The organism is Haloflavibacter putidus (genome assembly GCF_006546625.1).
In the GTDB taxonomy this organism is placed as follows: domain Bacteria; phylum Bacteroidota; class Bacteroidia; order Flavobacteriales; family Flavobacteriaceae; genus Mesonia; species Mesonia putida.
Genome location: NZ_VIAR01000001.1, coordinates 363548 through 375975, shown reverse-complemented (window position 1 = coordinate 375975; position 12428 = coordinate 363548). Strand labels below are relative to the sequence as shown.

10 protein-coding genes are annotated in these 12428 nt (G+C 34.8%); 5 read left to right on the top strand and 5 right to left on the bottom strand.

Features of this window, described 5'->3' with window-relative positions; all coding sequences use genetic code 11:
* Position 1 precedes the first annotated feature (1 nt).
* The 4 genes from FKR84_RS01675 to FKR84_RS01660 all read left to right on the top strand — a co-directional run bounded on the left by FKR84_RS01675 (position 2) and on the right by FKR84_RS01660 (position 3894).
* Positions 2–904, top strand: a complete 903-nt coding sequence (locus tag FKR84_RS01675; protein ID WP_141420446.1) for a cation diffusion facilitator family transporter — start codon at positions 2–4, stop codon at positions 902–904.
* Positions 905–909: 5 nt separating this feature from the next.
* Positions 910–1359: a GNAT family N-acetyltransferase gene (locus FKR84_RS01670; RefSeq protein WP_141420445.1), complete on the top strand. Its 450-nt coding sequence runs from the start codon at positions 910–912 to the stop codon at positions 1357–1359.
* A 218-nt stretch (positions 1360–1577) separates the two neighbouring features.
* Positions 1578–3107, top strand: coding sequence for a SulP family inorganic anion transporter (locus FKR84_RS01665; protein ID WP_141420444.1), 1530 nt, complete (start codon positions 1578–1580; stop codon positions 3105–3107).
* A gap of 268 nt (positions 3108–3375) precedes the next feature.
* Positions 3376–3894, top strand: a complete 519-nt coding sequence (locus FKR84_RS01660) for a class I SAM-dependent methyltransferase (RefSeq protein ID WP_233357626.1) — start codon at positions 3376–3378, stop codon at positions 3892–3894.
* 5 nt (positions 3895–3899) lie between these two features.
* On the opposite strand, the gene FKR84_RS01655 is transcribed toward FKR84_RS01660, so the two are convergent.
* The 5 genes from FKR84_RS01655 to FKR84_RS01635 all read right to left on the bottom strand — a co-directional run bounded on the left by FKR84_RS01655 (position 3900) and on the right by FKR84_RS01635 (position 10301).
* A complete protein-coding gene (locus FKR84_RS01655) occupies positions 3900–4706 on the bottom strand; it encodes a DUF1853 family protein (protein ID WP_233357625.1) in 807 nt (268 codons plus the stop codon).
* A 14-nt stretch (positions 4707–4720) separates the two neighbouring features.
* Positions 4721–6346: a S41 family peptidase gene (locus FKR84_RS01650; RefSeq protein WP_141420441.1), complete on the bottom strand. Its 1626-nt coding sequence runs from the start codon at positions 6344–6346 to the stop codon at positions 4721–4723.
* Positions 6343–6756: a ribonuclease P protein component gene (rnpA, locus tag FKR84_RS01645; RefSeq protein WP_317129096.1), complete on the bottom strand. Its 414-nt coding sequence runs from the start codon at positions 6754–6756 to the stop codon at positions 6343–6345. Before rnpA ends, FKR84_RS01650 begins: the two co-directional genes overlap by 4 nt.
* A gap of 358 nt (positions 6757–7114) precedes the next feature.
* Positions 7115–7579, bottom strand: coding sequence for a hypothetical protein (locus tag FKR84_RS01640; RefSeq protein WP_141420440.1), 465 nt, complete (start codon positions 7577–7579; stop codon positions 7115–7117).
* 316 nt (positions 7580–7895) lie between these two features.
* Positions 7896–10301, bottom strand: a complete 2406-nt coding sequence (locus FKR84_RS01635) for a TonB-dependent receptor domain-containing protein (protein WP_141420439.1) — start codon at positions 10299–10301, stop codon at positions 7896–7898.
* Positions 10302–10470: 169 nt separating this feature from the next.
* On the opposite strand from FKR84_RS01635, the gene lepA reads away from it, so the two are divergent.
* Positions 10471–12267 carry a translation elongation factor 4 gene (gene lepA, locus FKR84_RS01630; protein WP_141420438.1) on the top strand — a complete coding sequence of 599 codons (1797 nt, stop codon included), beginning with the start codon at positions 10471–10473 and terminating at the stop codon, positions 12265–12267.
* Positions 12268–12428 lie beyond the last annotated feature (161 nt).

Here is a 12428-nt window from a genome sequence, read left to right as displayed (position 1 = left end):
AATGAGCCACGATCACCAACATTCTTCCGCGTTAAGCAGTAAAAATTTAGTTATTTCTATTGTGCTAAATGTTATTATTACCGTAGCGCAAGTTATTGGTGGTTTTATAAGTGGTAGTTTGTCGTTGCTTTCTGATGCGCTTCATAATTTTACAGATGTAGTAAGTCTTCTTATAAGTTTATTGGCTAATAAAATGGCCAAAAAAGATGCTTCTTTAAATAAAACATTTGGCTATAAACGCGCCGAAATAATCGCTGCGTTTATCAATGCTGCTTCTTTAATGGTAATTGCTACTTTACTTATAAAAGAAGCTATTACCCGATTTATAAATCCGCAAGAAATAGATAGCGGTTTGGTAATTTGGTTGGCAATTTTGGCAATTGTAGGTAACGGCATTAGCGTCTTGATAATGAAAAAAGACAGCAAAGCCAATATGAATATGCGCTCTGCCTATTTACATTTGTTAACAGATATGCTGGCTTCTGTGGCGGTTTTAATAGGTGGTTTGTTAATGAAATATTATCAAATTTATTGGTTAGACAGCGTTTTAACGGCGGCTATTGCTGTTTATTTAATAATTGTGGGTTGGGATTTATTAAAATCTTCGTTTGAAGTTTTAATGCTTTTTACTCCCAACGAAATTATTATCAAAGACATTGTAACCGAAACTTGTAAAATAGAAGGAGTAAAAAATATTCACCATATACATATTTGGCAATTGAATGAAGACGAAGTGCATTTAGAAGCGCATATAGATTTTTTTGAAAATATAAACCTTTCTGAATTTGATCGTATTTTAATTAAGATTGAAAAATTACTCCACGACAAGTTTAACATCAACCATGTTAATATTCAGCCAGAATACAATAAACCCGATAGTAAAGATATAATTGTACAAGATTAACACGAATGAAATTAAAACTTAGCTCTAAAATATTTGAAGAATTAAGCTTAACAGAATTATATGCAATCCTGCAATTGCGTTCAGAAATATTTGTGGTAGAACAAAATTGCGTTTACCAAGATATAGACGGTAAAGATGCGGAAGCGCTACATATAATTGGAAAAAAAGATGATAAAATTGTGGCTTATGCGCGATGTTTTGCCCCTGGTTTTTACTTTCAAGAAGCAGCTATTGGTCGTGTTTTGGTTAGCGAAAAAGAACGTAAACAAGAATTCGCCCATCAACTTATGGAAGCTTCCTTACAAGCTATAAAAGAAGTTTATCAAACTACTACCGTAAAACTCTCTGCCCAACAATACCTTACTAAATTTTACGAAAAACATGGTTTTGTTATTACAGGAAAAGGCTATTTAGAAGACGGCATTCCGCATATTGCAATGCGTAAGGAAAAGTAATTTATAGCAGCATTTTTTTAAGAAGCTTAAGTTATTTGTTTTTCCCAAGAGACTTAAGTTTCTTGTATAAGATAAAACGATTACATAACCTTTCATAGTGTATAGATTTTACGGCAATCTATCAGGCTTGTCTAAAAAAAATATTATAACTACTTTTGCGCGCTATTTTAGACAGGGTTTTTCTTGTATTCTAAAGTAAATATATAGACAAAAAGTACATGAAAAAAATATTCAATCTATTTGATTTTCAGCAGAAAGTAAATTACAAAACAGAAATTTTAGCTGGACTTACCGTAGCTTTGGCTTTAATTCCCGAAGCTATTGCTTTTGCTTTTATTGCAGAATTATCGCCATTAACCGGTTTATATGCTGCTTTTGTTATGGGCTTAATAACCGCTATTTTTGGTGGACGTCCAGGGCAAATTTCCGGGGCAACCGGAGCTGTTGCCGTTGTTATTGTAGCATTATCTATCTCGCACGGTGCAGAATATATTTTTGCAACCGTTATTTTGGCCGGAGTTTTACAAATTCTGGCGGGAGTTTTACGCTTGGGTAAACTTATGCGTTTGGTACCGCATCCGGTAATTTTTGGTTTTGTAAACGGTTTGGCGGTAATTATTTTTATGTCACAACTCGATCAATTTAAAGATGCTAGCGGCAATTGGCTAACCGGCACGCCACTGTATATTTTATTAGGTTTGGTTGGTATTACGATGTTTATAATCTGGGGTTTACCAAAGCTAACCAAAGTATTTCCTTCTTCTTTAGCAGCAATTTTAGTGGTTTTTGGTTTGGTAGTTGTTTTTAATATAGATACAAGAACCGTGGGAGATATTGCTTCTATAAAAGGTGGTTTCCCTCCTTTTCACATTCCAATGGTGCCATTTAATTGGGAAACTTTAAGCCTTATTTTTCCGTATGCGGCAATTATGGCCGGCGTTGGTTTGATAGAAAGTTTACTTACCTTAAATATTATAGACGAAATTACCGAAACTCGTGGCAATGGTAACAAAGAATGTATTGCGCAAGGTTCTGCCAATATGCTTTCCGGTTTTTTCTCTGGTATGGGTGGTTGCGCAATGTTAGGGCAAAGTTTAATTAACGTTTCTTCCGGCGCAAGAGCGCGTTTGTCTGGAATTGTAGCAGCTGTAATGTTGTTGATTTTTATCATGTTTGGTTCTGGTATAATTTCGCTTTTACCAATGGCTGCGCTTACCGGCGTTATGATTATGGTTGCTATTGGTACTTTTGAATGGGCAAGTTTAAACACGATAAACAAAATGCCAAAATCAGATATTTTGGTAATGGTGTTGGTAACTTTGGTAACTATATTTTTACATAATTTGGCTCTGGCCGTATTGGTTGGCGTAATTATTTCTGCTTTGGTTTTTGCCTGGGATAACGCCAAACGAATTCGTGCCCGCAAGCATATTGACGAAAATGGCGTAAAGCATTACGAAATTTACGGACCTTTATTTTTTGGTTCTACAACTGTCTTTAACAGTAAATTTGATGTTTTAAACGATCCCGAAGAAGTGGTTATAGACTTTTCGGAAAGCCGGGTGGTAGATATGTCTGCCATAGAAGCTTTAAACAAACTTACCGCGCGTTATTTAAAACAAGGTAAAAAAATTCATTTAAAACATTTAAGTCCAGATTGTCGAACACTTTTGCACAATGCAGACAAGATTATAGACGTAAATATCATAGAAGATCCGCATTATAAAGTGGTGGTAGACGACGTATAATTTCTTCAACAAGGGGTTAAAACCCCTTGTAAAAGACTAATTCGGTAAAAATCCCTTGTAAAAATAGAAGGAAACGAGCCTATTTTTTATTGAAAAAACTCAGGTCACCTTCCGGTTAATTTGTATTTTAAAGCAATAATCTAGCTTTTACGCCATGCAAGTTTGTCCGTTATGTTTTTCTAAAGCTTCCAAATTTTTTACAACTTCGAAGCGCACTTTTTATCAATGTTTATATTGTAAGGGAATTTTTGTTCCACCGGTTTACTTTTTGTCTTCGCAAGAAGAAAAAGAGCGTTACCAAACCCATGAAAATGACGTAAATAATGTCGGTTATCAAAAATTTGTAGAACCTTTGGTACAACAAATTTTAAAATATACCCAACCAACTGATAAAGGTTTAGATTATGGCTGTGGCACTGGTCCGGTAGCGGCAAAATTGTTACGTGAAAACGGGTACGATATACAATTGTACGACCCATTTTTTAAAGATGATAAAGGTATTCTAGAAAAGAAATATGACTTTATTTTTAGTTGCGAAGTGATTGAGCATTTTCATAAACCACAACAAGAATTTACATTTTTAAGCGATTTATTAAAACCAAACGGAAAACTCTTTTGCCGCACAGCAATCTATTCCGAAAAGATAGATTTTGAAAATTGGTATTATAAAAACGACCTTACGCATGTATTTTTTTACCATAAAAAAAGCTTTGCTTATATACGCCAGAAATTTGATTACAAAAATTTAGAAATTATTAACGACAGCATTGTTTACCTAGAAAAATAAAGCACTTACCACCAAACTACCATACAACGCTCAAAGGTAGTTGCCGATTTTTTTATCCATAACAAAGCAGATTTTTTATTGGCAAAAAGTTGTTCTAACTGCCGGTTTATTTCCGTAAAGGAAAACCATTCTTGCTGTGACTCGGACAAAATTGGCCAATCTGGTTTTTTGGGAGAAAAATATTCAAAATTGCCATAATCTTTTTTGGTAAATTCTTCTTTCTTTAAATAATAACCAACTATACAAGCAGAATTTAAAGGCGCAATATTTTTGCTTTGCATGTATTTAGGAAGAAATAAATTAGCTTTAAAACATACCTCTTGTTCTAAATTTTGTACATCTATAGCCACATTTTCTAAAATTTCTGTAGTTTCCGGTTGGTATAATAAAGGTAATTGATGCGTTTTAAGATGCTTTATTTTTCGGGTCAAACTGTCTTTACGGTTAGGACCAATCCATCTGTCCATTTCCGCTTCGAAATTGGGATCGTACACATAAAATTTATAGACCAATTCTACATGTAAATTTTGTTTGCGATTAATATTCCGTAGAAAAAAATCGAATTCACCCAACGTTTCTTTATTATAAATTATTTGGAGATTATTGGCCAATAATTCATAATCTTTAGAATTTTGTATTGCTAAACTAAAGAAATGTTCGGCTCGTTTTCCTAAAACCAAACGCGGATTTATGTCTTCTAACTGACTTAGATCCGGCTTGTTAATTTGCGGAAGTTTAAATTGGTTTAGCTCAAACAAATTATTTTCCCAAAGTTCAGGGGTTTGTATAAAACCTTGGTATTGTTGCCACAACTTCTGGATAGCTTTTAGTTTAAAATAGATTTGTATTTTTTGCTATTGTTTAAAATACGCTGGGCTTCTAAAAGCTCCGGATTATTTTCTATATAATAGTTATATAAACCGTTTTCGTAAAAATAGCGCGGAATGATTTCGCTGGTAATCAAATGCGTTATTTCTTCTTGTTTTTCGTCTAAAGCTTCTTCTTTTGCCGTTTTTAAGGCCTTTTGCAAATTGCTGTATTGTTTTTGAATGGCTTGGTTAAAACCTTCTTTTTTTGCGCTGCTTAGCGCGTTTTGCAATTCTTTTTCGGTTTGGGTTTTATACTCAAAATCAATTTTCTGTAAAAACTTTTTAAACTCATTGTAATCTGCAGCGCTAAAATTAAAATTGTTTGGCTGCTCTAACGAATGCGAATAATAATATTGCGTGGCATAATCAAAAATGGCGTCTTGCTCTAAAAGTGCATTGGTAATTCCGCTATATTCAGAGGTTTTTAAGCTTATATCTGGTGCAATACCGCCGCCGTCGTACACTTTTCTGCCGTTGCGCGTAGAAAACTCGTTATAATCTTCTGCTTTTGTCCTAACGGCTTTTCCGTTTTTATCGCGGTGCCAGTAATCTAAAGCTTGAATGCAACGCCCACTTGGCGTATAGTAACGCGAAATAGTAATTTTTGCCTGCGTACCGTAAGTAAGTTTTTTAGGCCGTTGTACCAAACCTTTTCCAAAACTGCGGGCGCCAATAATTACTGCCCGGTCTAAATCTTGTAAACTACCCGAAACAATTTCGCTCGCAGAAGCACTTTTACCGTTGATTAAAACCGCCAACGGAATTTGCGTATCTATCGCGTCTTTTTTGGTTTTGTAGGTTTGGTTATATTTTTTTATAACAGATTTGGTGGTAACAATGGTTTCGTCTTTGTTTACAAATATATTGGTCACGTTTACCGCTTCAGAAAGTAAACCGCCGGGATTATTCCGTAAATCTAAAATTATTTTGGTTGCGCCTTCTTTTTTGAGTTTTTGTAAGGCTTTTGCCGTTTCCGCGGAAGCTTTACGATTAAATTTAGATAAAACAATATAGCCAATATCGCCGTTTATCAATTTATAAAAAGGCACAGCCTTTAAACTAACCGCTTCTCGTTTTAAAGTGGTAGTTTTCTTTTCTCCTTGTCGTAAATAAGTAAGTTGTACAGCAGTTCCCGGGGAGCCTTTTAGCAACTCTCCCGCATCGTCATCAAAATCTGCTACTTCTACATCGCCAATTTTTGTAATCTCGTCTCCGGCCTTTAAACCGGCTTTGTCTGCCGGATAATCTTTATATGCCTGAATAATGGTAATCTTATGGTCGCGTGTTTTAATAGAGGCGCCAATGCCGGTATATTCTCCGGAGTTTTGAATACGCGCCGCTTCTACTTCTTGCTCGTTCCAGAATTTTGTGTACGGGTCCAGATCGTTAAGCATAGCAGTAATGGCGGTATCCATCAAATCTGCCGGATTGGTCTCGTCTACATAATTCATATTCAACTCCTTAAAAAGCGAAGTAAATATTTCTATTTGTTTGGCAATGGCAAAAAAATCTGATTTATAACTAGTGGTGGTTATAAAAATACCAATGGCCAAAATGGGTATTAATAAACGTTTCTTCTTCATCTTCTTGCTTGTTTTGTATCGGTAGCAAATTGGGTTAATAAAGCTTGCATTTTTTGCTCTAATTTTTGATAGTTTTCTTCTTTTCTACCAAGATAAATAAACATAAATGCATAAGGCTGTCCCAACGAATATACAATATACTTATTTTTTCTAAAAACTTCGCGCATTAGCCGTTTGATGCGATTGCGGTTTACGGCCAATTTAAAATTGCGTTTAGGTACAGAAACCCCGGTTTTAAATGTTTGCTTTTCGGAAGTTTCTAGTGGAATATAAATAAGTTTAAGCGGAAATTTCTTGATAGATTTTCCTTCCGTAAAAAGTTTATTGATTAGAATCTTACTTTTTAATTTTTCGTCTTTGCCAAAACTTTCTTTCATACGGGTAAAGATAGAAAAAGAATGCTTTTTCACTATTTTAATGAGGTTTTTCCGTACTTAAAATAAAGCAGTTCTTTTATATCTTGCAAAAAAGATTGTTTTACTAAAACTTTATCTCAATATATTTTTTGAATTATTTAGTGAGAAAACAATTTTTTTGAAATGTTCGTTTTTATACTTTTCCGGGAAATAGGAAATTCTGACATTTTAGATGGAGATATGATTCCCGCTTTCGCTGGAATTTTGGACGGAAATGAATAGCATAACGAAAATAAAGATTCCTGCCTGCGCAGGAATTTAATTCCATAAAGAGATTCAATTTTGATAATTTTGACTTAAAAAAAGCCTCATTTTTAAAATGAGGCTTTCAAATTTGAAATCTCTATAGGCTTTACAAGCTATTTAATAATTCGCTCTTTTTTTCTAGATACTGTCCATAAACTCCTTCATGCTCAGGATTATTTAAAAAATCTGTTAAGCAATGCTCAGATTTTAATTTTGAAGGCAAAGCTCTATCGCCGTTTAATAAAGTTCCTCCATCGCAATAAATATTGTTCCTATCCATATTTTCGCTATCCGAACAAACATCACCTGTTTCTACATTTTGATTAGCGATTAACAATTTACCTGTGGTTTCATTATGTAGATAAATTCTAACATTTAGTATAAAACAATCATCATCAACACTAACCAAGTCAGATTCTACACTAAACATGGGAAGTCTATTAGTAGATTCTATGTCTTGATTTAATGTTTGCTGATTCTCAATTTGAGAAATATTTTCTTCGCTAATTTCTTCACTAGTACAAGCAATTAAGCTTAACGAAAAAAACATTAAAAAAATTAATTTTTTCATAATAATAAGTTTTTAAGATTAGTTCACTTCGAACCTAAAAAAAAACGATTTTGCAACTTAAATAGTATATTTTAACAAATTTTAATGTTATATAATTAATCTTATTGAATTGTATAAACCCCTGCTCAGAAATCCCGCATTTACTCCGTTTCCATCATTCCGGATTTATACCAAAAATCTCATTCTCTAAAATTTAAATTCAACCGATTGCTGTCCTTCCGGGCTTGACTTGGAATTTTATTTTACAAACGCGCTAAATGATTTTTAGCGAATTGCAAAGCGCAACGAACATAAAATTTTCTGCCTGCGCAGGAATTTATAAACGCTCGCGCTCTTTGCTTTCTATACTGCGTTGGTTGTCTTGCAAATTCTTGTTTCCAAACTTATATTTTACGCCAAATTGCACATAGCGGTTTTCGGGTTGGGCAAAAAAACCGTTGTCTTGGTTTAAATAGTCTGAGCGCAACCAAGTGGCTTGCTGGTTTAAAACATCTGCCATCCGAAGGCTTGTTTCTAATTTTCCCTTCAAAAAAGTTTTTCTAAGGCCAAAAGACAAGGTAAGCATTTCTTCTATTTGATACGAACCTTGAATCAAGTTAGAGATATAAAGCAAACTTAAATCGCCGCTAAAAGTACCGTCTTTAGACAAAGTTACATTATTGTACCAATAAGCGTAAAGACCGTCTGTTTCATTAGTTACCAATTGGTTATTGCTTTCTAAAGCTACAAATTCTTCTTCTTCGTGAAAAACCGATAAAATTAACTGAGAATACCACCAATCGTTTAGACTACGACCGTGAAAAAAGTCAATTCCGTACGAATAACTTTCTTCCATATTGGCATAAACCGAGCGCAATACGCATAAATTATTGTCTTGAAAAACTAATTGCCCGGGATTTTCGCCATTATCCCTAAAGTAAAAATCAAAACTATAGCTGTTTTTAAAGGTATAATTCAAATTAAAATTATTGCTTATAGAAGCATATAAGTTCGGGTTACCGGTCTGAAAATTATTTTCGTTTAAATAATACCGAAACGGATTTAAACTCGAATAGCGCGGCCTGCTTATTTTTCTTCCGTAGGTAAAAGCCAAACTATGCTTGTCTGAAATGGTATAACCTAAATTTACACTAGGAAAAAGCTCTGTATAATCGCGATTTCTGGTCGTGTTTTCTGTTTCAGAAACGCCTTGGTTACTGGTGTGTTCTAAGCGCAAGCCAACTTTTGCATTAAATTTTTCCCAGTCCCTGGCAAAACTTAAATAGCCGGCATAAATATCTTCGTCATACAAGAAAACATCGCTCAAATTTTGGTTTTCAAAACTGTTGGCATTCGAGTTTATATCGTAAAAATCTATTCCACTGTCAGAGTTAATGTGCGAAATTTTTAATCCGCTTTCAAACCCATATTCTGCAAAAGTGGTTGTAAAATCTACTTGACCGGTATAAATATTAATTTCCTGTTCTGCAACAGTATTAAAATTATTGGTATTGCTCAAATTACCATTTGGCAAGAAATAATTGGTGTTTACCGTTTGGTTTTTGTCCTGTTCATAATAGGTATAATGAAAATTTGCCGAAAGTTCTGTAGACGGTTTTTCAAACGTGTGGGTATAGCTTAAATCTGTTGCAATGTTTTGCAATTTGTTTTCCAAATTACTATTGGTTACAAAAGTAGAATCTACCGTATTTTGCGCATCGTAAATAGTGGTTTTTACCAAATTATCTATATCGGTATTGGGCGATAAAAGTCCGGTAAAATTTAAACTAAGCCTGTTTTTATCATCTAAGTTATAATCTATAATACTATTTAGATTGTGCGCATAACTATGCGTTGTCTTGTCAAAATCAGTTCGCCATTTTTCAAAAACCGACTGGTTTTCTATAAAGTTGATGTAACTTTCATCTTCCTTAAAGGTTTTTTTAGGATTAAAACTGTAATTGGCAAAAAAGTTTAGTTTATCGGTTTTATAATAATGACTTGTACCAATTTTATATTTAGGGAAAATAGCTTGGGTATAAGCGGCGTTTACGCTTCCTTTATAACCGGGCACCAAGGTTTTGGAAGTTCTAATGTTTAAAACCGGTCCGCCTTCGGCTTCATAACTCGCCGGCGGATTGGTGATTACTTCTACAGATTGAATATTTTCTGCCGAATAACTTTCTAACAACTGCTGCAGCTCATCTGCACTTAAATAAACTTTTCTGTTATTGATGTAAACGGTTGCCGGGCTGTTTTTAATCCGTAAAGAATTTTGAATGGTTATTACTCCCGGGGTTTGCTTTAAAACATCCCAACTGCTGCCCGAAGATAAACTGGTATTTTTTACTTTAAATACAAGTCTATCACTTAATTTTACTATTTCGGGGTTTTTAAAAGTAAGTTGCACTTCGTCTAAGTGGTCGGTGTCTTCTTCTAGAGTAATAGTGCCTAGATTTTTATTGGTGTTGCTTTCTATGTTAACACGCTTAGCTGTATAACCCACAAAACTAAAAGTCAGATAATAGTTTTCCTGTTTGGGAGTTTCTATGTTAAAAAAACCATTTTCGTCTGTTACCGTTCCCTTTACAAGGGTAGAATCTGCCATTTTGTACAAAACAGCATTGGCAAATGCAATAGGCTTTTTATTGGGAGAAACAACTTTACCGTCAATTTTATATTGTGCTAATCCGCTATAACTCCAGCAAAAAAGCACGATGACTAGAATTAGTATTTTTTTCAAAAGAGTATAGTTTGCTAAGTTTTAATTGGTATAGGCAAGATAATATTTTCTTCTTGATTAGAAGCGCTTTTTTTTCATTTTCAAAAAACTATATTTGCAGAAAATCACTATATTACCATATTACTAATCTTAGTAAGACAAAGAAATATAGTTGGTTAAGGCACACATTATGAAGCACATCAGGAATTTTTGCATAATTGCACACATAGACCACGGAAAAAGTACCTTGGCAGACAGGCTTTTAGATTTTACCGGTTCTGTAACCGATAGGGAAAAGCAAGAACAACTCTTAGATAGTATGGACTTGGAGCGCGAGCGCGGTATTACCATAAAAAGCCACGCCATACAAATGGAATTTCCTTATAAAGATGAAATTTATACGCTAAATTTAATCGATACACCAGGCCACGTAGATTTCTCTTACGAAGTTTCGCGTTCTATCGCAGCTTGTGAAGGCGCATTATTGGTGGTAGATGCTGCTCAAAGTATTCAAGCGCAAACAATTTCTAACTTGTATTTGGCTTTAGAAAACGATTTAGAAATAATTCCGGTGCTTAACAAAGTAGATTTGCCCAGCGCCAATCCAGAAGTGGTAACAGACGATATTGTAGATCTTTTGGGTTGCGATGCCTCTGAAGTAATCCCGGCAAGTGCCAAAACAGGAATAGGAATAGAAGAAATTTTAAACGCTATTATAGAGCGCGTTCCTGCGCCAAGCGGAAAAATAGATGCGCCGCTTAGAGCGTTGATTTTCGACTCGGTTTACAATCCGTTTCGTGGGGTAGAAACCTTTTTTAGAGTTATAAACGGCAGTATTAAAAAAGGCCAACACATCAAGTTTGTCAACACCGATAAAGATTATTATGCCGATGAAGTTGGGACTTTAAAACTAAAACAATTTCCGCAAAAAGAAATTAAAACAGGCGATGTTGGCTACCTAATTACCGGTATAAAAGACGCCCGCGAAGTAAAAGTAGGAGATACCATAACAGATGCTAAAAATCCAACTACAGAAGCTATTGCAGGTTTTGAAGATGTAAAACCAATGGTTTTTGCCGGTATTTATCCGGTAGAAACAGACGATTATGAAGAGCTGCGCAACTCTATGGAAAAATTACAGCTTAACGATGCTTCGTTGGTTTTTATTCCAGAAAGTTCTGCTGCCTTAGGTTTTGGTTTCCGATGCGGATTTTTAGGAATGTTGCATTTAGAAATTATTCAAGAACGTTTGGAGCGCGAGTTTGATATGACGGTTATTACTACCGTACCCAACGTTTCTTATCACGCTTATACCATAAAAGAACCAGAAGAAGTTATTTTGGTAAACAATCCGTCAGATTTGCCGGAACCTTCCAAATTAGACCACGTAGAAGAGCCTTATATTAAAGCAACAATAATTACCAAAGCAGATTATGTTGGGCAAGTAATGTCTTTATGCATAGAAAAGCGCGGCGAAATTGCTAACCAAACTTATCTTACCACAGAGCGGGTAGAACTTACCTTTAATATGCCCTTGGCAGAAATTGTATTTGACTTTTACGATAGGTTAAAAACAGTTTCGCGCGGTTATGCCTCGTTCGATTATTCGCCAATTGGTATGCGCACGTCAAAATTGGTAAAAGTAGATGTTTTGCTTAACGGAAATACGGTAGATGCGCTTTCTGCCCTTTTGCACGTAGATAACGCCTACGATATTGGTAAAAGAATGTGCGAAAAGTTAAAAGAATTAATTCCGCGACAGCAGTTTGATATTCCTATTCAAGCGGCTATTGGCGCCAAGATTATTGCCAGAGAAACGGTAAAAGCTTTACGGAAAGATGTTACGGCAAAATGTTACGGTGGTGATATTTCGCGAAAACGTAAATTGTTGGAAAAACAGAAAAAAGGTAAAAAACGTATGCGCTCTGTAGGAAATGTAGAAATACCGCAAGAAGCTTTTATGGCCGTTTTAAAACTAAATGACTAGATTAGGTTTTAGGTGGTAGGGATTAGGGCTTTCAGGTATTCTTATTAGATAATTTGTGTATTCGAGTAATCGTGAATTCGTTAATTGGTTAAAAAGCGAATCGTGCATGGATTTTTCAAGCAGTTCTAAAAGCGTATAGCGTATAGCAAAAATAAAAAAAC

Bases quoted from the DNA above. Each gene is read 5' to 3' on its own strand.
- FKR84_RS01675 (WP_141420446.1), top strand. From the start codon at position 2: ATGAGCCACGATCACCAACATTCTTCCGCGTTAAGCAGTAAAAATTTA.
- FKR84_RS01670 (WP_141420445.1), top strand. From the start codon at position 910: ATGAAATTAAAACTTAGCTCTAAAATATTTGAAGAATTAAGCTTAACA.
- FKR84_RS01665 (WP_141420444.1), top strand. From the start codon at position 1,578: ATGAAAAAAATATTCAATCTATTTGATTTTCAGCAGAAAGTAAATTAC.
- FKR84_RS01650 (WP_141420441.1), bottom strand. From the start codon at position 6,346: ATGAAGAAGAAACGTTTATTAATACCCATTTTGGCCATTGGTATTTTT.
- FKR84_RS01640 (WP_141420440.1), bottom strand. From the start codon at position 7,579: ATGAAAAAATTAATTTTTTTAATGTTTTTTTCGTTAAGCTTAATTGCT.
- lepA (WP_141420438.1), top strand. From the start codon at position 10,471: ATGAAGCACATCAGGAATTTTTGCATAATTGCACACATAGACCACGGA.